The sequence below is a fragment of the Streptomyces sp. A18 genome (assembly GCF_059026065.1).
Map to the genome: position 1 here is coordinate 24,260 of NZ_JBWLKL010000023.1, position 26,817 is coordinate 51,076.

Below are 26,817 nucleotides of genomic sequence, written 5' to 3' on the forward strand. Positions count from 1 at the left end.
TGCAATGGATCTCGTGCCCGCGCTCGAAGAACCCCTGAAGAAAGTGGTCGGTCCCGCCACCGCGAAGGTGATGGCCGAGCACCTGGACCTGCACACCGTCGGCGACCTGCTGCACCACTACCCGCGGAGGTACGCGGAGCGTGGCGAGCTCACCCGCCTCGCCGACCTGCCCCTCGACGAGCACGTCACGGTGGTCGCCCAGGTCGCGACGGCGCGCATCCTCACGTTCAACGGCGGCAGGGGTCAGCGCCTCGAAGTGACGATCACCGACGGCAGCGGCCAGCTCCAGCTGGTCTTCTTCGGCCGCGGCATCCACAAGCCGCACAAGGACCTGCTGCCCGGCACACGCGCGATGTTCGCGGGCAAGGCGTCCGTCTTCAACCGCAAGATGCAGCTCGCCCATCCCGCGTACGAACTGCTGAAGGGCGACGCCGACACCGCGGACGATGCGGTGGACTCCTGGGCCGGAGCCCTCATCCCGATCTATCCGGCCACCGCGAAGCTGGAGTCCTGGAAGATCGCCAAATCCGTGGACGCGGTCCTGCCCAGCGCCCAGGAGGCCCTGGACCCGCTGCCGCCGAGCCTGCGCGACGGCAGGGAGCTGATTCCGCTCCCCGAAGCGCTCCTGAAGATCCACCGCCCGCACACCAAGGCGGACATCGCCTCTGCCCGTGACCGCCTGAAGTGGGACGAGGCCTTCGTCCTGCAAGTGGCCCTGGCCCGCCGGAGGTACGCGGACGCGCAGCTCCCCGCGATCGCCCGCCGCCCCCGCGACGGCGGTCTGCTCGACGCCTTCGACGCCAAGCTGCCCTTCACCCTCACCGAGGGCCAGGAGAAGGTCTCCAAGGAGATCTTCGACGACCTGGCGACCGAGCATCCGATGCACCGCCTCCTCCAGGGAGAGGTCGGCTCCGGTAAGACGATGGTCGCCCTGCGCGCCATGCTCGCCGTCGTGGACGCGGGCGGGCAGGCCGCGATGCTCGCGCCCACCGAAGTCCTCGCCCAGCAGCACCACCGCTCGATCACCGAGATGATGGGCGAGCTCGCCGAGGGCGGCATGCTCGGCGGCTCTGACCAGGGAACCAAGGTCACGTTGCTCACCGGCTCGATGGGCGTGGCCGCCCGGCGTCAGGCCCTGCTCGACCTCGTCACCGGCGAGGCCGGGATCGTCATCGGCACGCACGCGCTGATCGAGGACAAGGTCCAGTTCCACGACCTGGGCCTGGTCGTCGTCGACGAACAGCACCGCTTCGGGGTCGAGCAGCGCGACGCCCTGCGCGGCAAGGGCAAGCAGCCCCCGCACCTCCTGGTCATGACAGCCACGCCCATCCCGCGCACGGTCGCGATGACGGTCTTCGGGGACCTGGAGACGTCGGTCCTCGACCAGCTCCCCGCGGGCCGTTCGCCGATCGCCAGCCATGTCGTGCCGGCCGAGGACAAGCCCCACTTCTTGGAGCGCGCGTGGGAGCGCGTGCGCGAGGAGGTGGAGAACGGCCACCAGGCGTACGTGGTCTGCCCCCGGATCGGCGATGAGGACGACGACCCGAAGAAGGCCAAGAAGAAGGCCGAGGAAGAGGCCACCGCCGAGAAGCGGCCCCCGCTCGCCGTCATCGAGGTCGCCGAGCAGCTCGCCCGCGGTCCGCTGAGCGGCCTCAAGGTCGAGATCCTGCACGGCCGTATGCAGCCCGACGACAAGGACGCGGTGATGCGCCGCTTCGCCGCGGGAGAGACCCAGGTCCTGGTCGCGACGACGGTCATCGAGGTCGGCGTGAACGTCCCGAACGCCACGGCAATGGTGATCATGGACGCTGACCGTCTCGGCGTATCGCAGCTGCACCAGCTGCGTGGCCGCGTCGGCCGTGGCTCGGCCCCCGGACTCTGCCTCCTGGTCACCGACATGCCGGAGGCGAGCCCCGCACGCGCCCGCCTCGGGGCCGTGGCCGCGACGCTGGACGGCTTCGAGCTCTCCCGGATCGACCTGGAGCAGCGCCGCGAGGGCGACGTACTGGGCCAGGCGCAGTCCGGTGTCCGCACCAGCCTGCGCATGCTCGCGGTCATCGAGGACGAGGAGATCATCGCCGAGGCCCGCGAGGAGGCCGTCGCGGTGGTCTCCGCCGACCCGGAGCTCGAGCACCTGCCCGAGCTGCGCACGGCCCTGGACGCCCTCCTGGACGACGAGCGCGAGCAGTACCTCGACAAGGGCTGACAGGCAGCGGGTGCACAAGGGCTGAGAGACTGAGGCCGGATCTTCCCGCACGTTCGTTCACCGACAAGGACTCAGATGACCCGCGTGATCGCCGGTGCGGCCGGCGGACGTCGCCTCGCCGTCCCGCCAGGAACCGGCACCCGGCCCACGACCGACCGCGCACGCGAGGGCCTGTTCTCCACCTGGCAGGCCCTGCAGGGCACGCTGGACGGGGCGCGCGTCCTCGACCTGTACGCCGGGTCCGGAGCCATCGGCCTCGAAGCGCTCTCGCGCGGCGCCGGTCACGCCCTGCTGGTGGAGGCCGACGCCCGCGCGGTGCGCACCGTCAGGGAGAACGTGAAGGCGATCGGCCTGCCCGGCGCCGAGGTCAGGGCGGGCAAAGCGGCCCAGATCGTCCTGGGCGGCGCCCCCACGGCCCCGTACGACCTGGTCTTCCTCGACCCTCCGTACGCCGTCACCGATGACGATCTTCGCGAGATCCTGCTCACACTCCGCGCGGGGGGCTGGCTCACGGGCGATGCGCTCGTCACCGTTGAACGCAGTACCAGAGGCGGAGAATTCGGCTGGCCCGACGGCTTCGAAGCACTGAGGTCCCGTCGCTACGGCGAAGTTACGTTTTGGTACGGTCGCGCCGCCTCTACGTGCGACGACTCAGTGATCGCGCCATGACCGGACCGGAGAGCGAGGGACTTCAGTTGCGCCGCGCCGTCTGTCCGGGGTCATTCGACCCCATCACCAATGGACACCTCGACATCATCGCCCGCGCCTCCAGGCTGTACGACGTGGTGCACGTCGCGGTGATGATCAATCAGTCGAAGAAGGGCCTGTTCTCCGTCGAGGAGAGGATCGAGCTGATCCGCCAGGTCACCGCCGACTTCGGGAACGTCGAGGTCGAGTCCTTCCACGGCCTCCTCGTCGACTTCTGCAAGCAGCGCGACATCCCGGCCATCGTCAAGGGCCTGCGCGCGGTCAGCGATTTCGACTACGAACTGCAGATGGCCCAGATGAACAACGGCCTCTCGGGCGTCGAAACCCTGTTCGTGCCCACCAATCCCACCTACAGCTTCCTCTCCTCCTCGCTGGTCAAGGAGGTGGCGGCCTGGGGCGGTGACGTCGCCCACCTGCTGCCTCCGGTGGTCCATGAGGCGCTGGCGGAGCGCATCGGCAAGAAGTGACGCACCACCGGGTCAACTGACAGTCCGTCACCCGGTGTCGGACGGCCGCCGACTGGCCTTACAGTCGTGCCGTCCGTCTCCAATCAGCTGTAGAGAGTGGCGAGCACACGGTGGACGTGCAGAAGAAGATCGACGAGATCGTCGAGGCGGTCGGCAGCGCCCGGTCCATGCCCATGTCGGCCTCGTGCGTGGTCAACCGCGCCGATCTGCTGTCGATGCTCGAAGAGGTGCGCCAGGCGCTGCCCGGCTCCCTCGCCCAGGCCCAGGAGCTCATCGGTGGCCGCGAGCAGCTGGTCGAGCAGGCCCGCCAGGAGGCGGACCGGATCATCGAGACCGCACACGCCGAGCGCGGCTCGCTGATCTCCGACACGGAGGTCGCCCGCAACTCCCAGGGCGAGGCCGCACGCATCCTCGCCGAGGCCCGCCAGGCCGCCGACGAGGTCCGCGTCGAGGCCGACGACTACGTGGACAGCAAGCTGGCCAACTTCGAGGTCGTCCTCACCAAGACCCTCGGCTCGGTCGGCCGCGGCCGCGAGAAGCTCCTCGGCACCGGCCCCGGCCTCGACGAGCAGGGCTACGAGGACGAGGACGCCCCGCAGCGCAGCCATGACCCCGAGACGCTGCGCCGGGACGCGGACGCGTACGTCGACGCCAAGCTCGGCGCCTTCGAGGCGGTCCTGGCCAAGACCCTGGAGGCGGTCGGCCGCGGCCGCCAGACCCTGCACGGCCGTGCGCCCGCCGATGACCTCGCGGGCCTCGCCGAGGGCCTCGGATCCCAGGCGCACACCACGGACGCCGAGTACCTCGCGGGCCTCACCGACCCCACGGCGCCCGCGACCCCCGCCCCCGCGGCCCCGCAGCCGCCGCAGGCGCCCCCGCAGATCCCCGCACAGCAGCCGTACGCCCCGGCCCAGCAGGAGCCGGAGCCGTACGCCCAGGAGCCGGACCCCTACGCGTACCAGCAGCAGGACCAGTACGCCTACCAGCAGCAGTACGCCCAGCAGGACCCGTACGGCTATCAGCAGCAGGGTCCGTACGGCTACCCGCAGCAGGGGTACGACCAGACCCAGCATCAGCAGGGGTACGGGGATCCGCAGCAGCAGCCCGCCTCCGGGGTGCTCGACGAGACCAGTCTCTTCGACACCGGCATGATCACCGCGGAACAGCTGCGCCAGTACGAACAGGGCCGCTGACCCCCGATCCCAATCCGGTCCGGGACCGGATTGGGCCGAGAGCGAATGGTCCAGTATCCTGGCTCTTCGGTCGCGCGTACGTCCGCGATCCAGGCTGCCCGGCTAGTGAGCGAAGCTCACGACGGGGGCGGCCCTCCTTGAACTTCCAGGATTCGAAAGCAGGAAAAGCCCTGAGTGCTCGCCTTGACCACCGAAACCCACTCGTGTTCGACACACACGAGCTGGGTCGGCGTCCCGGTGCGCTGCAGCGGCTGACCCGTTCCATCGAGGCACCCGGTTCGCCGGACGTCCTCGGTATCGACGGGGTCATCGGAGTGCCGCAAGGCGCCCCGGTCGAGCTGGAGATCCGTCTTGAGTCGGTCATGGAAGGTGTGCTTGTCACAGGCACCGCCCGTGCGTCGGCCGAGGGGGAGTGCGTAAGGTGTCTGGAGCCGCTGAAGCTTGAGGTGGAAGCGGACTTCCAGGAGATGTTCTCGTACCCTGACGCCGACGACCGGGGCCGCACAGCGGAACCGGCCGACGACGCCGAGGACGACGAGGACAGGCTCTATCTCGAGGACGGCTTGTTCGACCTCGAACCCGTGCTGCGTGACGCGGTAGTGCTCGCACTGCCGATGCAGCCGGTGTGCCGGGACGACTGTCCGGGTCTGTGTTCCCAGTGTGGAGCACGGCTCGCGGACGACCCGGACCACCACCATGACGCCGTCGACATTCGTTGGGCGGCATTGCAGGGACTCGCCGGGACCATCCAGGACGGCGAGAAGGACGACGTGAGCGGCGCCGAAGCCGGCGTCGACGAGAAGCAGGAGAAGTAGCCGTGGCTGTTCCGAAGCGGAAGATGTCGCGCAGCAACACGCGCCACCGCCGGTCGCAGTGGAAGGCTGCGGTCCCCACCCTGGTTTCGTGTGAGCGTTGCCAGGAGCCGAAGCTGCAGCACATCGCGTGCCCGAGCTGCGGCACGTACAACAAGCGCCAGGTCCTCGAGGTCTGAGCGGCTGGTGAGAGGCACCGTGTCTAGCCACAAAACGGCGGAAGACGCCAACGCTGAAAAGGCTGCAAACGCCAAGAAGCAGGCGGAAAACACGGCCTCGTCCCACACGCTTTTGGAAGGGCGGCTCGGGTACAGACTCGAGTCCGCCCTTCTGGTGCGTGCACTGACCCACCGTTCGTACGCGTACGAGAACGGCGGTCTGCCGACGAATGAACGGCTCGAGTTCCTCGGGGACTCGGTGCTCGGACTCGTCGTCACGGACACGCTCTATCGCACCCACCCCGACCTGCCCGAAGGCCAGCTGGCCAAGTTGCGGGCCGCGGTGGTCAATTCGCGTGCGCTGGCGGAGGTCAGCCGTGGCCTCGATCTCGGCTCCTTCATCCGGCTCGGCCGGGGCGAAGAGGGCACGGGTGGCCGGGACAAGGCTTCCATCCTCGCCGACACCCTTGAAGCGGTGATCGGCGCGGTCTATCTGGACCAGGGTCTGGACGCGGCGGGCGAGCTGGTGCACCGGCTCTTCGACCCGCTGATCGAGAAGTCCTCGAACCTGGGAGCGGGCCTGGACTGGAAAACCAGCCTCCAGGAGCTCACCGCGACCGAGAGCCTCGGCGTTCCCGAGTATCTCGTCACGGAGAGCGGCCCGGACCACGAGAAGACCTTTACTGCTGCCGCCCGCGTCGGAGGCGTCTCGTACGGCACCGGCACCGGCCGCAGCAAGAAGGAAGCGGAGCAGCAGGCCGCGGAGTCCGCATGGCGCGAAATTCGCGCTGCCGCGGATGAGCGGATCAAGGCGGCGGAGATTGCAGCCGCCGAGCCGGCTGCTGCTCCCGCTGCCGCGGAGGTCGACGGGGCTGCCGAAGCTCCGTCTGCCTGAACCGCTTTATTGTTGGTGCCGGTCGCCCCTCGGGTGGCCGGCACCAGCTTTTTCTCCGCTTCGCCGCATTCTTTCCCGCCCACCCGCCCGATTACCCGGAGTAATCAAAAATGCCCGAGCTGCCCGAGGTCGAAGTCGTCCGGCGTGGGCTCGAGCGGTGGGTGGCTCATCGCACCGTCGCCGATGTCGAAGTGCTGCATCCGCGTGCCGTGCGGCGGCACATCGCGGGCGGTGACGACTTCGGGCACCGCCTCAAGGGTCACCGCGTCGGTACGGCGATGCGGCGCGGGAAGTATCTCTGGCTGCCGATCGAGGACAGCGGCACCTCGATCCTGGCCCATCTCGGCATGAGCGGACAGCTGCTCGTCCAGCCCCAAGAGGCGCCCGACGAGAAGCACTTGAGGATCCGGATGCGGTTCGCCGACGAGCTCGGCACCGAGCTGCGCTTCGTCGACCAGCGCACCTTCGGCGGACTCTCGCTGCACGCGACCACCCCGGACGGACTGCCGGACGTCATCGCGCACATCGCACGCGACCCGCTCGACGAGGAGTTCGACGACGCGGCCTTCCACGCCACGCTGCGCCGACGCCGTACGACGATCAAACGCGCCCTGCTCGACCAGTCGTTGATCAGCGGAGTCGGCAACATCTATGCGGACGAGGCCCTTTGGCGGGCGAAGCTGCACTACGAGCGGCCCACCGCCACGTTCACCCGCCCGCGCACGGCCGAACTCCTGGGCCACGTACGGGATGTGATGAACGCGGCCCTCGCCGTCGGCGGTACCAGCTTCGACAGCCTGTACGTGAACGTGAACGGCGAGTCGGGGTACTTCGAGCGGTCGCTCGACGCCTACGGACGTGAGGACGAGCCGTGCCGCCGCTGCGGTACGCCGATGCGCCGACGCCCCTGGATGAACCGCTCCAGCTACTTCTGCCCGCGCTGTCAGCGGCCGCCGGTCGCGCGGTTGTCGTAGCACTCGCGTGCTTCGAGCACGCCGTCCATCCTGCCCTCCACGAAGTGGATGAGGTTCAGCAGGCGGTCGGCGATCTCCCGTCCCAGTGGCGTGAGTTCGTAGTCCACGCGCGGCGGGTTGGTGGGCTGTGCCTCGCGGTGGACCAGGCCGTCGCGCTCAAGGGCGTGCAGGGTCTGGGACAGCATCTTCTCGCTCACGCCGTCGACGCGGCGGCGCAGTTCGTTGAAACGGAACGTCCCGTCGTGCAGCGCGCCCAGGGTGAGCGCGCCCCAGCGTCCTGTGACGTGCTCCAGGGTGCCGCGTGAGGGGCACTGCTTGGCGAACACGTCGTATGAATCCATGCCGACAGCATACTCCTGCGCAGCGCTGACCAATGGGTGGCGCTAACTGGCAGTTAGCGCTTGCCGTGGCTCCCGGTGCGCGCGGTGTGTGCCTAGAAGCCGAAGTCCTGCGTCCACCAGGGGCCGCCCGGCGCGAAGTGCGCGCCGACGCCCATGGTCTTGTAGTCGCAGTTGAGGATGTTGGCCCGGTGGCCGGGGCTGTTCATCCAGGCGTCCATCACGGACTGGGCGTTGGCCTGGCCCCGGGCTATGTTCTCGCCGCCCAGGTCCGCGATCCCGGCCTGCTCGGCGCGGTCCCACGGGGTCGCGCCGCTCGGGTCGGTGTGGTCGAAGAAGTCACGCTCGGCCATGTCCGAGCTGAAGTCTCCGGCGAGCGAGGCCAGCGCGGCGTCGGCGCGCACGGGGGAGCAGCCCACCTTGGCCCGCTCCGCGTTGACCAGGGTGAGCACCGCGGCCTCGGCCGCGCTCTCCGCGGACGGCGACTTTGACCCGGTGGCCGGCGGAGCCTTGGGCTTCTCGGCGGGGGTACGCGACGGGCTCGGGGGCTTCGTCGTCCTCTTCTCGTCCGGCTTGGGCGCGGGCGCCTGCGTCGACGGCTTCTTCGAAGGCTCGGCCGAGGGCTTCTCGGTGGTCTTCGAGGGCGTCGGGGTCGGGCTCGGGGCCTCGGGGCGCTCGGAGCCGCGGCTCGGCGGGGCCGTCTCGCGCTCGGCGGTGCCGGTGTCGCCGCCCTGGGGCGCGACGTCGCTGGGGGTGGTCGCGGCACGCACCTTGTTCGAGTCGCCGCCACCGCCCAGGGAGTAGTTCCCTGCGCCCGGGACCAGGCCGGTGGCGACGGCGACCGCGCCCATCGCGACGGCGGCCGACACACCGAGCAGGCCGGTGCGCACGGGTGCGGCGCGGCGGCCCTTGCGGCGGTGCGACACGGTGGCGGGGCGGGGCTCCGGGGCGCCGGCGTACTCGCCCGCGTATGTGTCGGAGACCCCAGTGGCGCGGCCGGTGGCGGCTGCCCCTGCGCCGGAGCGTCGGTGGCGTCCCATCTCCTGGCCTTCCTCGTCCTCAGCGGTCAACGTGGCTCACCCATACGAGTGAGGCTCATCGAGTCGGGACTGTACGCGATGGCGCATGGGGACGAAGTGCTCCGAGAGCAATTGGCCGGTTAGCGTGCACCCATGAACGAAGAAGTCAGACTCACGGCCTGGGTCCGTGGCCAGGTGCAAGGCGTGGGTTTCCGCTGGTTCACGCGGGCCAAGGCCCTCGAGATCGGTGGCCTGAGTGGTTTTGCTCTCAATCTGGACGACGGTCGTGTGCAAGTCGTCGCCGAGGGGCCGCGTGCGGGCGCCCAGGGGCTGCTCGACTGGCTCCGCGAGGGCGACACACCCGGCCGCGTCGACGGTGTCACTGAGATCTGGGACACTCCGCGCGGCATCTACGAAACGTTCGCGATTCGCTGACGGAGTGGCGCCGGGCGGACCCGCTCCGGAGTGGTCATGGCAACTGCCCGGGGCAGGAAAGACCTGGTGGTTGCCAAGAACCGCCCGTCGTGGCAGGCTCCCAGGTGAAGGATGATCGACACGCCCCCAGGGCCCCGCAGCAGAGGCAGCGCCGCCGTTTCTACGGCCGCAGGCCCCCGGGTTGCCCGTCAATACGGGGCGTGATCGTGTTGACCGTCAAACTTTTTGGTGAGACTCTGGAAGCCCCGCGCACCTTAGCTGTTTGGCATGTGAGAACGGCCAGCAAGACCCAGCAGGAAACAACGAGTGCCAAGCACCGCGGGTGCGATATCCCTCACGACCCACACCGCTTCGGTCGGTCACTCATTGTGGAGGACCATCCATCATGGCAAAGGCGCTTCTCGGTTACGTCGGCGGTTCCGACCCGCGACTTCTCGCCGAGATGCGACGGCTCCAGCAGCGCGTTCAGGACCTGGAATCTGAGCTTGTGAAGATCCAGGCCGAGAACGACGCGCTCGCGGCTGCCGCTTCTCACGAATCGCTCCTGGAGAGCATCGACGTACCCCAGGCGGAGCCTGCGCTCACCTGACCACCATCTTCTAGTAAGGCGCTCATCTCACACGGCCTCACATAACGCCTGAAGGCGTCACGTGTTCCTGGGCCCGTGAGATGCCTGTTAACGCACATGGTCAGGCTGCCCAAGTCAGCCGCTTGTCCAGATCTGCAAGGGACGCTTCGGCGTCCCTTCTTTCTTGCCGCACCCGTAGTCTGTTTCCTTTACAGCTGATGTGCCCTGCATCTTCCTGGGTGAAACGGTCAGTGAAAGGTAGAGTCCGGCTGCGTGCACCTCAAGGCCCTGACACTGCGCGGTTTCAAATCCTTCGCGTCGGCCACGACGCTGAAGTTCGAGCCGGGCATCACCTGCGTCGTCGGACCGAACGGCTCCGGCAAGTCCAATGTCGTGGACGCGCTGTCCTGGGTCATGGGCGAGCAGGGCGCCAAGTCGCTGCGCGGCGGCAAGATGGAGGACGTCATCTTCGCCGGCACCACCGGGCGTCCGCCGCTCGGCCGTGCCGAGGTGTCCCTCACGATCGACAACTCCGACGGCGCCCTGCCCATCGAGTACGCCGAAGTCACCATCACGCGGATCATGTTCCGCAATGGCGGCAGCGAGTACCAGATCAACGGGGACACCTGCCGGCTGCTCGACATCCAGGAACTGCTCTCCGACTCCGGCATCGGTCGCGAGATGCACGTCATCGTCGGGCAGGGCCAGCTCGACGGCGTACTGCACGCCGACCCCATGGGGCGCCGCGCCTTCATCGAGGAGGCCGCGGGCGTACTCAAGCACCGCAAGCGCAAAGAGAAGGCGCTGCGCAAGCTCGACGCGATGCAGGCCAACCTCGCCCGCGTCCAGGACCTGACCGACGAGCTCAGGCGTCAGCTCAAGCCGCTCGGCCGACAGGCCGCAGTGGCGCGCAGGGCCGCCGTCATCCAGGCCGATCTGCGCGACGCCCGGCTGCGGCTGCTCGCCGACGATCTCGTACGCCTGCGGGACGCGCTGCGGACGGAGATCGCCGACGAGGCGGAGCTCAAGCGCCGCAAGGACAGCGCCGAGGCCGAGCTGAAGAAGGCGCTCCAGCGGGAGGCGGAGCTCGAGGACGAGGTGCGCCGCCTCACTCCGCGGCTCCAGCGGGCTCAGCAGACCTGGTACGAGCTGTCGCAGCTGGCCGAGCGGGTGCGCGGCACGGTGTCGCTGGCCGATGCCCGCGTGAAGAGTGCGACCGCCGCGCCCCCGGAGGAGCGGCGTGGCCGCGACCCCGAGGACATGGAGCGCGAGGCCGCGCGGATCCGCGAGCAGGAGGCGGAGCTGGAAGCCGCCTTTGAAGCGGCCGAACACGCCCTTGAGGACACCGTCGGCCACCGTGCCGATCTGGAGCGGGAGCTGGCGGTCGAGGAGCGCCGCCTCAAGGACGTGGCGCGGGCCATCGCCGACCGGCGTGAGGGGCTCGCGCGGCTGAACGGCCAGGTCAACGCGGCGCGGTCGAGGGCGGGTTCCGCGCAGGCCGAGATCGACCGGCTCGCCGTGGCGCGTGACGAGGCGGGGGAGCGCGCGGTCGCCGCCCAGGAGGAGTACGAGCAGCTGAAGGCGGAGGTCGACGGGCTCGACGCCGGTGACGCGGAGCTCGGCGCGCGGCACGACGAGGCGAAGCGTTCCCTCACGGAGGCTGAGGGCGCGCTGACCGCCGCGCGGGAGGCGGCCACCGCCGCCGAGCGCAAGCGGGCCGCGGTCGCCGCCCGGCACGAGGCGCTGGCGCTGGGCCTGCGCCGCAAGGACGGTACGGGGGCGCTGCTCGCGGCGAAGGACCGCCTCACGGGGCTGCTCGGTCCGGCGGCCGAGCTGCTCTCGATCGCACCGGGGTATGAGGTCGCGATCGCTGCGGCGTTCGGTGCGGCGGCGGACGCGATCGCCGTGACCACACCGGCGTCGGCGGCGGAGGCCATCCGGCTGCTGCGCAAGCAGGACGCGGGGCGGGCCGCGCTGCTCCTCGCGGGGGCGCCGGAGGCGGACTGCGACGTACGCCCCGCGGGATCCGAAGGGCCACCGCCGGTCGCCGAACTGGTGCGCGGGCCAGAGGAGTTGATGCCCGCGGTGCGGCGGCTGCTGCGGGGCATGGTCGCCGTCGGCACCCTGGAGGACGCCGAGGACTTCGTCTACGCCCACCCCGAGCTCACCGCCGTCACCACCGAAGGCGACCTGCTCGGCGCGCACTTCGCGCAGGGCGGGTCCGCCGGGGCGCCGAGCCTGCTCGAAGTGCAGGCTTCGGTCGACGAGGCGGCGACCGAGCTCGAACAACTCGGCGAGCAGTGCGAGGAGTTGGCACGTTCGCAGCAGGAGGCGGGCGAGCGGCGCAAGGAAGCCGCCGCGCTCGTCGAGGAGCTGGGGGAGCGCAGGCGCGCCGCCGACCGCGAGAAGTCCTCCGTGGCCCAGCAGCTCGGCGCGCTCGCCGGACAGGCGCGGGGTGCCGCGGGCGAGGCCGAGCGCAGTGCGGCGGCGGCGGCCAAGGCGCAGGAAGCGCTGGACAAGGCGGTCGAGGACGCCGAGGAGTTGGCCGAGCGACTCGCTGTCGCGCAAGAGGCTCCGGCCGAGGAGGAGCCCGACACCGCCGTACGCGACCGGCTCGCCGCCGACGGGGCCAATGCCCGGCAGACCGAGATGGAGGCCAGGCTCCAGGTGCGTACGCACGAGGAGCGGGTCAAGGGGCTCGCGGGGCGTGCCGACTCGCTCGACCGGGCGGCGCGCGCCGAACGCGAGGCACGCGCGCGTGCCGAGCAGCGCAAGGCCCGGATGCGGCACGAGGCGGCGGTCGCCGATGCTGTCGCCCGTGGCGCGCGGCAGTTGCTCGCGCACGTCGAGGTCTCGCTCGTGCGGGCCCAGGAGGAGCGTGCCGCGGCCGAGCGGGCCAAGGAGGTGCGGGAGCGGGAGCTGACCGCAGAGCGGGGTCAGGGGCGCGACCTCAAGGCGGAGCTCGACAAGTTGACGGATTCAGTCCACCGCGGCGAGGTACTCGGTGCCGAGAAGCGGCTGCGCATCGAGCAGCTGGAGTCCAAGGCGCTGGAGGAACTCGGTGTGGAACCGGCAGGACTCGTCTCCGATTACGGCCCCGACCAGCTCGTGCCGCCCTCGCCCGCGGCCGAGGGCGAGGAGCTCCCCGAAGACCCGGAGCACCCGCGCAACAGGCCCGTGCCGTACGTCCGCGGTGAGCAGGAGAAGCGGCTGAGGTCAGCCGAACGGGCGTACCAGCAGCTCGGAAAGGTGAACCCGCTGGCCCTGGAGGAGTTCGCCGCTCTGGAGGAACGCCATAAGTTCCTGAGCGAGCAGCTGGAGGACCTGAAGAAGACGCGAGCCGATCTCCTGCAGGTGGTGAAGGAGGTCGACGAGCGCGTCGAGCAGGTCTTCACCGAGGCCTACCGGGACACCGCCCGTGAGTTCGAGGGCGTGTTCTCGCGGCTCTTCCCCGGCGGCGAGGGGCGGCTCATCCTGACCGATCCCGACAACATGCTCGCCACGGGTGTCGACGTCGAGGCGCGCCCGCCGGGCAAGAAGGTCAAGCGGCTCTCGCTGCTCTCCGGCGGCGAGCGGTCCCTGACGGCCGTCGCGCTGCTCGTTTCGATCTTCAAGGCACGGCCCAGCCCCTTCTACGTGATGGACGAGGTCGAGGCCGCGCTCGACGACACCAACCTGCAGCGGCTCATCCGCATCATGGAGGAGCTGCAGGAGGCCTCGCAGCTCATCGTGATCACGCACCAGAAGCGGACGATGGAGGTCGCGGACGCGCTGTACGGCGTCTCGATGCAGGGCGACGGCGTCTCGAAGGTGATCAGTCAGCGGCTCAGGTAGCCGCTGCACAGCTCTTCACCGCCTCCCCTCAATAACTTCAAGACTTGAACGAAGCGAGCCTCACGCATGCCTGAAATTCACAGGAACCCAGGTCTTGACTTCGAAACTTGAAGGCATAGTCTCTGCAACGTTGCTTTTACCTTCAGGTGGTGGGCGGCGTGAAGTTGTGCGCCACTTGAAGTGCTCACCCCCACCCCCGGCGATGCTGCCGGTGGCCCGAGGAGTCCATGTGACCAGCACAACGAAGGCGCCGCAGCCCGAAGGCAGAGAGGCCAGGCCGGACCATCTCGGCCACGTCATCTTCATCACGGCGGCCGCCGCCATGGGCGGCTTCCTCTTCGGCTATGACAGCTCGGTGATCAACGGCGCGACCGTCGCCATCCAGCACCGTTTCGACGTCGACGCGAACATGCTCGGCTGGATCATCGCGACCGCGCTGCTCGGCTGTGCCCTCGGCGCGGCGATCGCCGGGCGTATCGCCGACCGCATCGGCCGCATCCGCTGCATGCAGATCGCCGCCGTCCTCTTCGCGGCGAGCGCCGTCGGTTCCGCCCTGCCGTTCGCGGCGTGGGACCTGACGATGTGGCGCTTCATCGGCGGCATCGGCATCGGCATGGCCTCCGTCATCGGCCCGGCCTACATCGCCGAGGTCGCCCCGCCCGCGTACCGAGGCCGGCTCGCCTCCTTCCAGCAGGCCGCGATCGTCATCGGCATCGCCGTCTCCCAGCTGGTCAACTACGGCATCCTGAAGCTGGCGGACGACGACCAGCGCGGCAAGCTGATGGGCCTGGAGGCCTGGCAGCTGATGCTTGGCGTCATGGTCATCCCGGCCGTCCTGTACGGCGTGCTCTCCTTCGTCATCCCCGAGTCGCCGCGCTACTTGATCTCGGTCGGCCGTGACGTCGAGGCGAAGAAGGTGCTCGGCGAGGTCGAGGGCCACAAGATCGACCTGGACGCGCGCGTCCACGAGATCGAGGAGGGCATGCGCAGGGAGCACAAGCCGTCCTTCAAGGACCTGCTCGGCAAGGTCGGCTTCCTGCCGATCGTCTGGGTCGGCATCGGCCTCTCGGTGTTCCAGCAGCTCGTCGGCATCAACGTGATCTTCTACTACTCGAACCAGCTGTGGCAGTCGATCGGGCACGACCCGGGCAGCTCGTTCCTGTACTCGTTCGAGACGTCGATCGTGAACATCGTCGGCACCGTCATCGCGATGATCTTCGTCGACCGGATCGGCCGCAAGCCGCTGGCCCTGATCGGGTCCGCCGGTATGGCCTTGGCGCTGTCCACCATGGCCTGGGCGTTCTCGTACCGGACCGGCTCCGGCGACAACGTGTCGCTGCCGGACGCTCAGGGTCTGACCGCGATCATCGCCGCCAACCTCTTCGTGCTCTTCTTCGCCCTCTCCTGGGGCGTGGTGGTCTGGGTGCTTCTCGGCGAGATCTTCCCGAACCGGATCCGTGCCGCCGCGCTCGGTGTGGCCGCGTCGGCACAGTGGCTCGCCAACTTCGCGATCACCAAGACGTTCCCGAGCATGTCCGAGTGGAGCCTGACCGGCTCGTACATCATTTACGGCGCCTTCGCGGCGATCTCGATCCCCTTCGTCATGAAGTTCGTCAAGGAGACGAAGGGCAAGACCCTGGAGGAAATGGGCTAATCCCCGCTGCCCCTCCTCTGAGGATGCTGCCCCGGCCCAAGGACCTATTCCTTGAGCCGGGGCAGCACGTTTTCGCAGAAGTGGTGCAGGCTGCGCCAGCCCTCGTCCACCGGCATCCCGCCGGAGAGCGGATGCAGGATGAGGTTGGCGGCGCCGTTCTGCACGTAGGCCACGCACTCGTCGGGCGTGAGGACGCGGTAGACGCCCTCGGCGCGCAGTTCCTCGACCGTGGTCGCGGCGGACCTCACGGCCGAGCGGATGTCCTTGGACTGCCAGGAGGCGTAGGTGCGGGCCTCGTGCAGGAAGTGCACGCCGTGCTCGGCCCAGGTGCGGTCCGGGTCGTCGGCGATGTGCAGGAGCGGGGTCTCGGCGGCGGGCATCATCGTCCAGCCCTCGGTGCCGTATTCCGCGAGGCGTTCGTTGTAGTACGCCTCCAGGTCCGGCAGATGGGCGCTGGGGAAGAACGGCAGACCGAGCCGGGCCGCGCGTCGGGCGGCGGCCTGTGACGAGCCGCCGACCAGGAGCATCGGATGGGGCCGGGTGAACGGGCGGGGGGTGACGCGCACGGTGCGGCCGCGGAACTCGAAGGGTTCGCCGGTCCACGCCTGCACCAGGGTCTCCAGGAGCTCGTCCTGGAGCTTGCCGCGCCGCTTCCACTCGACGCCGAACGCCTCGTACTCCTCGGGCCGGTAGCCGATCCCCGCCACCGTGACGAGGCGGCCGCCGCTGAGCAGGTCGAGTACGGCGATGTCCTCGGCGAGCCGCAGCGGATCGTGCAGCGGGCCGATGATCGCGGAGACCGTGACCGCGATGCGCCGGGTCGCACCGAACACCGCGCCGGCGAACGTGAAGGGCGAGGGCAGCCAGTTGTTGCCGACGCCGTGGTGCTCCTCGGTCTGCACGGTGGAGATGCCCCGGTCGTCGGCGTACGTGGACATCTCCAGGGCGGCTTTGTAGCGCTCGCTCAGCGAGGTGGGCGTGGCATCCGGATCGACGAGGTTGAATCGTACGACTGTGACGGGCATGGGAAACGTCCCCCTTCACCGTGGGCGGGCGAAGAGGGACGTTAGATGACGCGGTATCAGATGACCAGTGTCCGGGGGCAGTTGCTCCGGATCAGGCGCAAAGGGATGTCAGGCGGAGGCGCCAAGGGATGTCAGGCGGAGATCAGCTCGGTCTCGCCCTCGCCCTTCGACCTGCCCTCGGGGGCTCCGACGGCCGGGGTCCGCGGCAGCACCGCGTACAGCGCGGCGGCGATGAGGATCGTGGCCAGCCAGCCCAGGCCGTTGCGCCCGATCCAGGACGTGGCGAGCGGGCCGCTGAACCAGTCGACCTTCGTGAAGAGCAGGCCCGCCACCAGGGCGATCGCCCACGCGGTCATGGCCTGCCAGGCGAAGCCCGCCTTGTACCAGTAGGCGCTGGTGCGCTTGGTGTCCATCAGGGCCTCGCCGTCGTACGTCTTCCTGCGCAGCATGTCGATGCCGAAGACGCCGATCCAGGCGGAGAACGCGACCGCGAGCAGGGTCAGGAAGGAGATGAACGAGCCGATGAAGCTGGTGGCCACGTTCATCAGGAGGTAGCCGAAGATCAGGCTGATGAGGGCGTTGATGGAAACGGCCCAGGTGCGCGGGACCTTGATGCCGAGCGTCATCGCGGTGAAGCCCGCGGAGTACATCGACATCGAGTTGATCAGGAGCATGCCGATCAGGGCCATCACCAGGTACGGAACCGCGATCCACGTCGGAAGCAGCTGGCCGAGGAAGGAGACCGGGTCCGATGCCTTCGACAGGCTCGGCGTGCTGACCGCCATGACCGCGCCCATCAGGACCATCGGTACGACGACGATGCCCGCGCCGCCGATGGCGTTGCCCACCAGGGCCTTGCTGGATGCCTTGCGCGGGAGGTAGCGGGTGAAGTCCGGTCCGGTGGGGACCCAGCTGATGCCGCCCGCGGCGATCACACCGACGCCCGCGATCATCGCCGCGGTGGAGCCCGCGGGCCGCGAGAAGACGTCCGACCAGGGGGTGTTGGCCACCAGGTAGACCAGGACGAGGACGCTGAACGCGCCGAAGAGGTACGTCGCCCACGTGTTGCAGATGTGCAGGACCTTGCGGCCCAGGCCGCTGATGATGAACGTACACGCGACGAAGGCGACCAGCGTGACGATCGTCAGCCACGTGCTGGACTTCACGCCGAAGCAGATGTCCAGGACGGTGATGATCGCGTACGCGCCCGTCACCGCGTTGATCGTCTCCCAGCCCCAGCGGGCGATCCAGATCAACGAGCCCGGAAAGAGGTTGCCGCGCTGGCCGAAGACCGCACGCGAGAGCGTCATGCCGGGGGAGCCGCCGCGCTTGCCCGAGATCGAGATCAGACCGACCATGCCGTAGCTGAGGAGCGGCGAGACCAGGGCGACGACCAGGGCCTGCCAGAAGTTGAGGCCGTTGGTCACGATGAGGCCGGCGCCCATGGTGAGCAGCAGGACGCTGATGTTGGCCGCCACCCAGGTGGGGAACAGTTCGCGGGTCTTGCCGGTGCGCTCGGAGTCGGGGACGGGCTCGAGGCCGCGTGTCTCCAGGGCGCCTTCGGTTTCGGCGGTGGTGCTCATGGGGTGGGGTCCGTGCCTCTCGCTCGGATCGCAACGTCGCGATCCGTCCGTGGGGGTGATCGCGTTGGACTCTACGCGCGTTGATGCGGGGAGCTCCATCGTACTTTAGTCCGAGTAGTGCCCTCTATGAGCTTATGTTCTTTGGAGGAAGCTACAGCCTGGGCCCTGGTTGCCCTCATGGCTGATACTGGGTGGGTTATGGAAATCGTCATCCTTGCTGTAGTCATCGCCGTGGTCGTGATCGGCGCGCTCGGCGGGCTCGTGATCGGCAGCCGCAAGAAGAAGCAGCTGCCGCCGCAGGCACCGTCGTCCACGCCCACCATCACCGCCCCTCCGGCCGAGCCGCACGTCGGCGACGAGGCCGAGACGCCGCGCGACGAACCGCGCCGCACGATCGAGGAGGTGGAACTCCCGCTCGCCGAGCCCTCGGCGTCGGCCCCTGTCGTCATCGAGGAGCCGGCCGCGCCGGAGATCGAGACCCCGGAGCCCACGGCAGGCCGCCTGGTCCGTCTGCGCTCCCGGCTCTCGCGCTCGCAGAACGCGCTCGGCAAGGGGCTGCTCACGCTCCTCTCGCGCGAGCACCTGGACGAGGAGACGTGGGAGGAGATCGAGGACACGCTCCTCACCGCCGACGTCGGTGTCGCCCCCACCCAGGAACTGGTCGAGCGGCTGCGCGAGCGCGTCCGCGTGCTCGGCACCCGCACCCCGGACGACCTGCGCAACCTGCTGCGCGAGGAACTCGTCGCACTGGTCGGCCCGGACTTCGACCGCACGGTCAAGACCGAGTCGGGCCTGGAGACGCCCGGCATCGTGATGGTCGTCGGCGTGAACGGCACCGGCAAGACCACCACCACCGGCAAGCTCGCCCGCGTCCTCGTCGCCGACGGCCGCTCGGTGGTCCTCGGCGCCGCGGACACGTTCCGCGCGGCGGCGGCCGACCAGCTGCAGACCTGGGGCGAGCGCGTCGGCGCGCGTACGGTCCGCGGCCCCGAGGGCGGCGACCCGGCGTCGATCGCCTACGACGCCGTCAAGGAAGGCATCGCGGAGGGCGCCGACGTCGTCCTCATCGACACCGCTGGCCGGCTGCACACCAAGACCGGCCTCATGGACGAGCTCGGCAAGGTCAAGCGCGTCGTGGAGAAGCACGCGCCGCTCGACGAGGTGCTGCTCGTCCTGGACGCCACGACCGGGCAGAACGGCCTGGTGCAGGCGCGGGTCTTCGCCGAGGTCGTCGACATCACCGGCATCGTCCTGACGAAGCTGGACGGCACCGCCAAGGGCGGAATCGTTGTCGCGGTCCAGCGGGAGCTGGGTGTGCCGGTGAAGTTGGTGGGGCTCGGTGAGGGTGCGGATGATCTTGCGCCGTTTGAGCCCGAGGCTTTTGTGGATGCGCTGATCGGCGACTAGCGCTTTGGCGGTGGGTCGGTCGGTCTGTCACCCGCGGAGCCGCACGTACGAGAGAAATGCCCCACCCCGGGGTGCAGCCGGGGTGGGGCATTTCCGTGTGTGGGCGGCGGCGATTACGCGGGTGAGCGATGCGCCACGTAAGCCAGCGTCCCGAGGATCAGCCGCGCCTGCGGCGGATGCGTCGCCGAGTCGAGGTCCGGCGCGCGGAGCCAGCGGACCGGGCCGAGGCCGCCGCGGTCGGACGGCGGGGCCGTGATGTGCGTGCCGGGGCCCAGGCCGTGCAGGTCGATGCCGGCGTCGTCCCAGCCCATGCGGTAGAGCAGCTTGGGGAGTTCGGCGGCGGCTCCGGGGGCGACGAAGAAGTGCGCGCGGCCGTCCGGGGTGGCCGCCACGGGGCCGAGGGGCAGGCCCATGCGCTCCAGGCGGACCAGCGCCCTGCGTCCGGCTGCCTCGGCCACCTCGATGACGTCGAAGGCGCGCCCCACGGGCAGCAGTACGGCGGCCCCGGGGAACTGCGCCCAGGCCTCGGTCACTTCGTCGAGCGTCGCCCCGGCGGGGACCTCCGGAGCGAACTCCAGGGGGTGGGCGCCGGGGGCCGCGCAGTCGGCGACGCCGCAGGAGCAGCGGCCGTCCAGGGCGCGTGCGCCGGGGACCGCGGCCCATCCCCACAGTCCGGTGTACTCCGCCACCGCGGTGCAGTCCGACGTGCGGCCCCGCCGCCGTGAACCGGTGCGAGGCTTGTCGGTCCCCCGGATGCCGCCGATCGTGAAGCCCATGCCCCCTCCAACGGGTCGAGCGCGGTGTGGTTACGTGACGGAATCGGATCGTGACCCTGTGCTTTTGTGTGGCGCTCGGTGATCTCGGGGGAGTGCGCTCGGTCATGCACGCCCCCAAGTGCTCCCTTCCGCCCACCTTCAGGCGGCCTCTGTCAAGTCAATCGCTTGTAGCGGGCGGGGAGTTCATTCGAAGGGGTGGCGAATGGTGGCGTTTCCGCGATCGCCCTCGCCGGAGGGGTGATCGTAGGATTACTTTCAGTGCACGGACCCTGAGTGTTGTGCACTCGTGGGTATGCCGGAGGCAAGTCGGTTTCCTGTTCGATGGGTGACGTTCTCCGGACGGAGAGCCGCAACGCGCGGCATTCTGGTAGGGCTTGGCGTGAGACCGCGCGTAAGTGTCTTGAGGGATGGGGGCGTTCCAGTGGGCGGCAACGGCGGAAGTGGTGCGAACGCTGAGAAGCACCCCAACGAACTGCTCAATTCCTGGTTCGTGCGCAGTGGCTGGTCGAAGGGCGAGCTGGCGCGGCAGGTGAACCGCAGGGCACGGCAGTTGGGCGCGCACCACATCTCCACCGACACCTCGCGCGTGCGGCGCTGGCTGGACGGCGAGAATCCGCGCGAGCCCATCCCGCGCATCCTCTCCGAGCTCTTCTCCGAGCGCTTCGGCTGTGTCGTCGCGGTCGAGGATCTCGGGCTGCGCGCCGCGCACCAGTCGCCCTCCGTCTCGGGCGTCGACCTGCCCTGGACCGGGCCCCAGACCGTCGCCCTCATCAGTGAGTTCTCGCGCAGTGACCTGATGCTGGCCCGGCGCGGCTTCCTCGGCGCCTCGCTCATGCTCTCCGCGGGCCCCGCCCTCATCGAGCCCATGCAGCGCTGGCTGGTCCCCGGCCCGACGGCCCCGGTCGGCGCCCCCGAGCCGCCCGCACCCCCCCGCAGGCCGGGACGGCTCTCCAAACCGGAGCTCGACCTCCTGGAGTCCACGACCGTGATGTTCCGGCAGTGGGACGCCCAGTGCGGCGGCGGGCTGCGCCGCAAGGCGGTCGTCGGCCAACTGCACGAGGTGACGGACCTGTTGCAGGAGCCCCAGCCCGAAGCCACCTCCAAGCGGCTCTTCAAGGTCGCGGGCGAACTGGCGGAGCTGGCCGGCTGGATGAGCTACGACGTCGGCCTCCAGCCGACCGCCCAGAAGTACTTCGTGCTCGCGCTGCACGCCGCGAAGGAAGCGGGCGAGAAGCCCCTCGGTTCGTACATCCTCTCCAGCATGAGCCGCCAGATGATCCACCTCGGACGGCCCGAGGACGCGCTCGAACTCATCCACCTCGCGCAGTACGGAAGCCGGGACTGTGCGAGCCCTCGCACCCAGTCCATGCTGTATGCGATGGAGGCCCGCGCGTACGCCAGCATGGGCCAGCCCGGCAAGTGCAAGCGGGCCGTGCGCATGGCCGAGGACACCTTCGCCGACGCCGCCGACATCGACGAGCCCGAGCCCGACTGGATCCGCTTCTTCTCCGAGGCCGAGCTGAACGGCGAGAACGCCCACTCGTTCCGCGACCTGGCCTACGTGGCGGGCCGCAGCCCCACGTACGCCTCGCTCGCCGAGCCCGTCATGGAGCGCGCCGTCGACCTCTTCGGCAAGGACTCCGAGCACCAGCGCTCGTACGCCTTGAACCTCATCGGGATGGCCACCGTCCACCTGCTCCAGCGCGAGCCCGAGCAGAGCACGGTGCTCGCGGGCCAGGCCCTGAGCATCGCCAAGAAGGTCCGCTCCGAGCGGGTCAACACCCGCCTCCGCAAGACCGTGGACACCGCCGTGCGGGACTTCGGCGACGTCGCCGAGGTCGTGCGGCTGACCGACCAGCTCGCCATCGAAATGCCGGAAACCGCGGAGGCGGTCTGACGGCGCCCCACCGGACTCCGGCCGCGGCCGGCCCATCCCGAACTGCCCGACTCGGCTCCCCTACGCCAGGTCAATCGGATGGCCGCCGCGGCCGGTTCTTGTGGTGTGCGCAGGGTATGAAACCGCGCCCCGCCTGACCCGGCAGTTCATGGACGCGTAACACGCACGACCTCTTCGTCACTGCGGCGAAACATCGAGGGGCGCCCCCTGAAACGGCGCTGGGCCAATCTCGTGGCCCATAACGGCCCACCCCTCTTGCCCCCGCCCGCACGGGCCGCATACGACGACGAGGAGACGCCGATGCCCCCAGGCATCACGATCGCCGCAGACGCCCCGCAGCTGTCTGCCGCCAACACAGGGTTCATGCTCATCTGTTCCGCCCTGGTGATGCTCATGACGCCCGCACTCGCCTTCTTCTACGGAGGCATGGTCCGCGTCAAGAGCACCCTGAACATGCTGATGATGAGCTTCATCAGTCTGGGGATCGTCACCATCCTCTGGGTGCTGTACGGCTTCTCCATCGCGTTCGGCACCGACCACGGCAGCCTCTTCGGCTGGTCGTCCGACTACGTCGGCCTCAGCGGCATAGGGCTCACCGAGCTGTGGGACGGCTACACCATCCCGGTCTATGTCTTCGCGGTCTTCCAGCTGATGTTCGCGATCCTCACCCCCGCGCTGATCAGCGGTGCGCTCGCCGACCGCGTGAAGTTCACTGCCTGGGCGCTGTTCGTCGCGCTCTGGGCCACGATCGTCTACTTCCCGGTCGCGCACTGGGTATGGGGCACGGGCGGCTGGGCCTTCGAGCTCGGCGTCATCGACTTCGCCGGTGGTACGGCCGTGCACATCAACGCCGGAGCCGCGGCGCTCGGCGTGATCCTGGTCATCGGCAAGCGTGTCGGCTTCAAGAAGGACCCGATGCGGCCGCACAGCCTGCCGCTCGTCATGCTCGGCGCCGGTCTGCTGTGGTTCGGCTGGTTCGGCTTCAACGCCGGATCGTGGCTGGGCAACGACGACGGCGTCGGCGCGGTGATGTTCCTGAACACCCAGGTCGCCACCGCCGCCGCCATGCTGGCCTGGCTCGCCTACGAGAAGATCCGGCACGGCGCGTTCACCACCCTTGGCGCCGCTTCGGGTGCCGTCGCCGGTCTCGTCGCGATCACCCCGTCCGGCGGCTCCTGCTCGCCGCTCGGCGCGATCGCCATCGGAGCCATCGCCGGTCTGCTCTGCGCCATGGCCGTCGGACTCAAGTTCAGGTTCGGCTACGACGACTCCCTCGACGTCATCGGCGTCCACCTCGTCGGCGGTGTCGTGGGCTCGCTGCTCGTCGGCCTCTTCGCCACCGGTGGCGTCCAGTCCGACGCCAAGGGCCTCTTCTACGGCGGCGGACTCGAACAGCTGGGCAAGCAGGCCGCGGGTGTCGGCGGCGTCCTCGCGTACTCCCTGATCGCCTCCGCGATCCTCGCCTTCCTGGTCGACAAGACCATCGGGATGCGGGTCAGCGAGGACGAGGAGGTCGCGGGCATCGACCAGGTGCAGCACGCCGAGACCGCGTACGACTTCAGCGGAGCGGGCGGCGGCACCGCGCCCCGCACCGCCGCCGTGCCAGGCCCGCCGGCCCAGGACGCCGGTAAGGCTGCGAATGAGAAGAACAAGAGGGTGGACGCATGAAGCTCATCACCGCGGTCGTCAAGCCGCACCGGCTCGACGAGATCAAGGAGGCCCTCCAGGCCTTCGGCGTCCAGGGCCTGACCGTGACCGAGGCCAGCGGCTACGGCCGTCAGCGCGGGCACACCGAGGTCTACCGTGGCGCGGAGTACACCGTCGACCTCGTGCCGAAGATCCGGATCGAGGTCCTGGTCGAGGACGACGACGCCGAACAGCTCGTGGATGTCGTGGTGAAGGCCGCCCGAACCGGCAAGATCGGTGACGGCAAGGTCTGGAGCGTGCCGGTCGATACGGCGGTGCGGGTACGGACCGGCGAACGCGGGCCGGATGCGTTGTGAGCTCTGTCGGGCAGGGCAGGGCTGAGCTGAGCCGACAGAACTGTGAACTGAGCGGGACTGAGCGGGACTGACAGGAGCTGCTGGGTGACGAGTGTGGACGTACGTACTGAATCGGACTCGGAAGACTCCGGACCCAGCGGCTATGCGGCGGCCCGGCTGCGCCTCCTTCAAGGGGAGGCGCAGTCCGGGCCGCCGCGCCGTTCGGCCCTCGCCGACCTCACGGACGACTGGCTGACCGGTCTCTTCACGGGGGGCGGCGCCCCGCGCGGTGTCTCGCTGGTCGCCGTCGGCGGCTATGGACGAGGCGAGCTCTCGCCGCGCAGCGACCTCGATCTGCTGTTGCTGCACGACGGCAGCGCGGACGCGAGCGAGGTGGCTGCCCTCGCGGACCGCATCTGGTACCCCATCTGGGACCTCGGGCTCGCGCTGGATCACTCCGTGCGTACGCCGGTGGAGGCGCGCAAGACCGCGGGCGAGGATCTCAAGGTGCAGCTGGGGCTGCTGGACGCGCGGCACGTCGTGGGGGATCTCGGTCTGACCGCCGGGCTGCGGACGGCGGTGCTCGCCGACTGGCGCAACCTCGCGCCCAAGCGGCTGCCGGAGCTGCGCGAGCTGTGCGAGGAACGGGCCGAGCGGCAGGGGGAGTTGAGCTATCTCCTGGAGCCGGACCTGAAGGAGGCGCGGGGCGGGCTGCGGGACGCGACCGCGTTGCGTGCGGTGGCCGCCTCGTGGCTGGCCGACGCGCCCAGGGAGGGGCTCGCCGATGCCCGGCGGAGGCTCCTGGACGTGCGGGACGCGCTGCATCTGACGACGGGACGGGCCACGGACCGGCTCGCACTTCAGGAACAGGACCAAGTCGCGGCCGAGTTGGGCCTGTTGGACGCCGACACCTTGCTGCGCCAGGTCTACGAGGCGGCGCGCACGGTGTCGTACGCGAGTGACGTGACGTGGCGCGAGGTGGGCCGCGTGCTGCGGTCCCGGTCCGTGCGGCCTCGGCTGCGGGCCATGCTCGGGGGCGGCAAGGGGGCTGCGGCCGAGCGGTCGCCGCTGGCCGAGGGTGTGGTGGAGCAGGACGGGGAGGTGGTCCTCGCGCGGGCGGCCCGCCCCGAGCGGGATCCCGTGCTGCCGCTGCGGGCGGCTGCCGCGGCTGCTCAGGCCGGGTTGCCGCTGTCGCTGCACGCGGTGCGGAGGATGGCGGCGGCCGTACGACCGCTGCCGACGCCGTGGCCCGCGGAGGCGCGGGAGCAGTTGGTGACGCTGCTGGGGGCGGGGCGTCCGACGGTCGAGGTGTGGGAGGCGCTGGAGGCAGAGGGCATGATCACTCGGCTGCTGCCGGACTGGGAGCGGGTGCGGTGCAGGCCGCAGCGCAACGCCGTGCACACGTGGACGGTCGACCGGCATCTGGTGGAGACGGCGGTACGGGCCGCTGACCTGACCCGGCGGGTGGGCAGGCCCGACCTGCTGCTGGTGGCCGGGCTGCTGCACGACATCGGCAAGGGCTGGCCGGGGGATCACTCGGTGGCCGGGGAGATCATCGCCAGGGACGTGGCGGCGCGGATCGGTTTCGACCGGGCGGATGTCGCGGTCCTCGCGACCCTCGTACGCCAACACCTGCTCCTGATCGAGACGGCCACGCGGCGGGACCTCGACGACCCGGCCACGGTGCGGGCCGTCGCGGACGCGGTGGGTTCGGCGGGGACGCTGGAGCTGCTGCACGCGCTGACGGAGGCGGACGCCCTGGCGACGGGCCCCGCGGCCTGGTCCACGTGGCGGGGCTCGCTCGTCGCGGACCTGGTGAAGCGGGTGGGGGCGGTTCTTTCGGGCGAGGAACCGGAGGCGGTGGAGGATGTGGCGCCGACCGCCGAGCAGGAGCGGTTGGCGGTGGAGGCGTTCCGTACGGGCGGGCCGGTGCTCGCGCTGCGGGCGCAGACGGAAGGGGCTTCGGCGGAGGATGCTTCGGGGGACCCGGAGCCGCTGGGCGTGGAGCTGGTCATCGCGGTGCCGGACCAGCCCGGCGTGCTGTCGGCTGTCGCGGGGGTATTGGCGATGCACCGGCTCGCGGTGCGGACGGCGGAGCTTCGGGGGGTGGAGCTTCGGGGGGTGGGGCTGCCGTCCGGTCCGGAGGACTCGGTGCTGCTCCTGAACTGGCGGGTCGCGGCGGAGTACGGGTCGTTGCCGCAGGCGGCGCGGCTGCGGGCGGATCTGGTGCGGGCCCTTGACGGCTCCCTGGACATCGCGTCGCGCCTGGCGGAACGGGACGCGGCGTACCCGAGGCGCCGGGGAGTGGTGGCACCGCCGCCGCGCGTGACGGTGGCATCGGCGGGCTCACGGCTCGCGACGGTGATCGAGGTACGGGCCCAGGACGCACCGGGCCTGTTGCACCGGATCGGGCGGGCGCTGGAGTCGGCGGGGGTGGAGGTGCGGAGTGCGCACGTGTCGACGCTGGGGGCGAACGCGGTGGACGCGTTCTACGTGACGGGGGAGGGGACTCCGTTGTCCGGGGAGCGGGCTGCGGGGGTGGCTCGGGCGGTGGAGGGGGTGTTGCGGGGGTAGGGGGTGCGGGGTCCCCTCGCGAGCGATGCCGGCTACCGGGTGGGCGGGAAAGGCTCGTTCGTCCGGGGTCGGATGCGGGGTAACGGGTGGGTGGGCGGGAAAGGCCTGTTCGGCAAGGGCCGGATGCGGGGTGACGGGCGGGTGAGTGGGAGAGGCCCGTTCGGCAGGACGCCGCAGGGCCACCGCAGAACCGCTCCAGCCCGCCGCAGGCACCCGCGGAGCCCCGCCCAGACACTGCGCACCCACACGCCCAGTGGGGCAGATACCCTGGAGGGCGACCTATCCGCCCTCCCCCACGCTCAGCTCCGCGCG

At 70.0% G+C, this 26,817-nt stretch carries 22 protein-coding genes; 17 read left to right on the forward strand and 5 right to left on the reverse strand.

What is annotated here, in order from left to right:
- Positions 1–4: 4 nt before the first annotated feature.
- From recG to mutM, 8 genes are all read left to right on the forward strand, one after another.
- Positions 5–2,206, forward strand: a complete 2,202-nt coding sequence (recG, locus tag AC5P1C_RS28745) for an ATP-dependent DNA helicase RecG (protein WP_493868846.1) — start codon at positions 5–7, stop codon at positions 2,204–2,206.
- A 75-nt stretch (positions 2,207–2,281) separates the two neighbouring features.
- Positions 2,282–2,875 carry a 16S rRNA (guanine(966)-N(2))-methyltransferase RsmD gene (rsmD, locus tag AC5P1C_RS28750; RefSeq protein WP_493868847.1) on the forward strand — a complete coding sequence of 198 codons (594 nt, stop codon included), beginning with the start codon at positions 2,282–2,284 and terminating at the stop codon, positions 2,873–2,875.
- Positions 2,876–2,901: 26 nt separating this feature from the next.
- Positions 2,902–3,381: a pantetheine-phosphate adenylyltransferase gene (gene coaD / locus AC5P1C_RS28755; protein ID WP_493868916.1), complete on the forward strand. Its 480-nt coding sequence runs from the start codon at positions 2,902–2,904 to the stop codon at positions 3,379–3,381.
- Between the two features lie 110 nt (positions 3,382–3,491).
- On the forward strand, positions 3,492–4,574 hold the full coding sequence (locus tag AC5P1C_RS28760; protein ID WP_493868848.1) for a F0F1 ATP synthase subunit B family protein: 1,083 nt from the start codon (positions 3,492–3,494) through the stop codon (positions 4,572–4,574).
- 170 nt (positions 4,575–4,744) lie between these two features.
- Positions 4,745–5,389, forward strand: a complete 645-nt coding sequence (locus AC5P1C_RS28765; protein WP_453443732.1) for a YceD family protein — start codon at positions 4,745–4,747, stop codon at positions 5,387–5,389.
- Positions 5,390–5,391: 2 nt separating this feature from the next.
- Complete coding sequence (rpmF, locus tag AC5P1C_RS28770; protein WP_003965982.1) at positions 5,392–5,565, forward strand: 50S ribosomal protein L32; 174 nt, start codon at positions 5,392–5,394, stop codon at positions 5,563–5,565.
- A 7-nt stretch (positions 5,566–5,572) separates the two neighbouring features.
- Positions 5,573–6,439 carry a ribonuclease III gene (rnc, locus tag AC5P1C_RS28775; protein WP_493868849.1) on the forward strand — a complete coding sequence of 289 codons (867 nt, stop codon included), beginning with the start codon at positions 5,573–5,575 and terminating at the stop codon, positions 6,437–6,439.
- Positions 6,440–6,549: 110 nt separating this feature from the next.
- Positions 6,550–7,413, forward strand: coding sequence for a bifunctional DNA-formamidopyrimidine glycosylase/DNA-(apurinic or apyrimidinic site) lyase (gene mutM, locus AC5P1C_RS28780; RefSeq protein WP_493868850.1), 864 nt, complete (start codon positions 6,550–6,552; stop codon positions 7,411–7,413).
- Here the strand turns inward: mutM and AC5P1C_RS28785 are convergent.
- Positions 7,383–7,754 carry a winged helix-turn-helix transcriptional regulator gene (locus AC5P1C_RS28785; protein ID WP_493868851.1) on the reverse strand — a complete coding sequence of 124 codons (372 nt, stop codon included), beginning with the start codon at positions 7,752–7,754 and terminating at the stop codon, positions 7,383–7,385. The genes mutM and AC5P1C_RS28785 overlap by 31 nt on opposite strands.
- Positions 7,755–7,846: 92 nt before the next feature.
- A complete protein-coding gene (locus AC5P1C_RS28790; protein WP_493868852.1) occupies positions 7,847–8,791 on the reverse strand; it encodes a CAP domain-containing protein in 945 nt (314 codons plus the stop codon).
- A gap of 132 nt (positions 8,792–8,923) precedes the next feature.
- Between AC5P1C_RS28790 and AC5P1C_RS28795 the strand changes: the two genes are divergently transcribed.
- From AC5P1C_RS28795 to AC5P1C_RS28810, 4 genes are all read left to right on the forward strand, one after another.
- On the forward strand, positions 8,924–9,205 hold the full coding sequence (locus AC5P1C_RS28795; protein WP_493868853.1) for an acylphosphatase: 282 nt from the start codon (positions 8,924–8,926) through the stop codon (positions 9,203–9,205).
- A gap of 385 nt (positions 9,206–9,590) precedes the next feature.
- A complete protein-coding gene (locus AC5P1C_RS28800) occupies positions 9,591–9,794 on the forward strand; it encodes a hypothetical protein (protein ID WP_135333243.1) in 204 nt (67 codons plus the stop codon).
- Positions 9,795–10,046: 252 nt separating this feature from the next.
- Positions 10,047–13,607, forward strand: a complete 3,561-nt coding sequence (gene smc, locus AC5P1C_RS28805; RefSeq protein ID WP_493868854.1) for a chromosome segregation protein SMC — start codon at positions 10,047–10,049, stop codon at positions 13,605–13,607.
- 202 nt (positions 13,608–13,809) lie between these two features.
- Entirely contained in the window at positions 13,810–15,261 is a 1,452-nt protein-coding gene (locus AC5P1C_RS28810; RefSeq protein ID WP_493868917.1) for a sugar porter family MFS transporter, read from the forward strand.
- A gap of 44 nt (positions 15,262–15,305) precedes the next feature.
- Here the strand turns inward: AC5P1C_RS28810 and AC5P1C_RS28815 are convergent, their stop codons facing one another.
- Positions 15,306–16,286 (reverse strand): LLM class flavin-dependent oxidoreductase, encoded by a 981-nt coding sequence (locus AC5P1C_RS28815; protein ID WP_493868855.1) that lies wholly within the window; start codon positions 16,284–16,286, stop codon positions 15,306–15,308.
- Between the two features lie 131 nt (positions 16,287–16,417).
- Positions 16,418–17,869: a purine-cytosine permease family protein gene (locus AC5P1C_RS28820; protein WP_493868856.1), complete on the reverse strand. Its 1,452-nt coding sequence runs from the start codon at positions 17,867–17,869 to the stop codon at positions 16,418–16,420.
- Positions 17,870–18,067: 198 nt separating this feature from the next.
- Here AC5P1C_RS28820 and ftsY point away from each other — a divergent pair, with 198 nt between their 5' ends.
- Positions 18,068–19,276, forward strand: a complete 1,209-nt coding sequence (ftsY, locus tag AC5P1C_RS28825; RefSeq protein ID WP_493868857.1) for a signal recognition particle-docking protein FtsY — start codon at positions 18,068–18,070, stop codon at positions 19,274–19,276.
- Positions 19,277–19,389: 113 nt separating this feature from the next.
- On the opposite strand, the gene AC5P1C_RS28830 is transcribed toward ftsY, so the two are convergent.
- Positions 19,390–20,052: a bifunctional DNA primase/polymerase gene (locus tag AC5P1C_RS28830; RefSeq protein WP_493868858.1), complete on the reverse strand. Its 663-nt coding sequence runs from the start codon at positions 20,050–20,052 to the stop codon at positions 19,390–19,392.
- Positions 20,053–20,473: 421 nt separating this feature from the next.
- Here AC5P1C_RS28830 and nsdA point away from each other — a divergent pair, with 421 nt between their 5' ends.
- The 4 genes from nsdA to AC5P1C_RS28850 all read left to right on the forward strand — a co-directional run bounded on the left by nsdA (position 20,474) and on the right by AC5P1C_RS28850 (position 26,505).
- The gene (gene nsdA / locus AC5P1C_RS28835) at positions 20,474–21,949 is read left to right on the forward strand and encodes a transcriptional repressor NsdA (protein WP_493868859.1); all 1,476 of its coding nucleotides are present in this window, start codon (positions 20,474–20,476) and stop codon (positions 21,947–21,949) included.
- A 300-nt stretch (positions 21,950–22,249) separates the two neighbouring features.
- The gene (locus tag AC5P1C_RS28840; protein ID WP_493868860.1) at positions 22,250–23,617 is read left to right on the forward strand and encodes an ammonium transporter; all 1,368 of its coding nucleotides are present in this window, start codon (positions 22,250–22,252) and stop codon (positions 23,615–23,617) included.
- Positions 23,614–23,952, forward strand: a complete 339-nt coding sequence (locus AC5P1C_RS28845) for a P-II family nitrogen regulator (protein ID WP_150493276.1) — start codon at positions 23,614–23,616, stop codon at positions 23,950–23,952. Before AC5P1C_RS28840 ends, AC5P1C_RS28845 begins: the two co-directional genes overlap by 4 nt.
- A gap of 84 nt (positions 23,953–24,036) precedes the next feature.
- A complete protein-coding gene (locus tag AC5P1C_RS28850) occupies positions 24,037–26,505 on the forward strand; it encodes a [protein-PII] uridylyltransferase (protein WP_493868861.1) in 2,469 nt (822 codons plus the stop codon).
- The last annotated feature ends 312 nt before the right edge of the window (positions 26,506–26,817 follow it).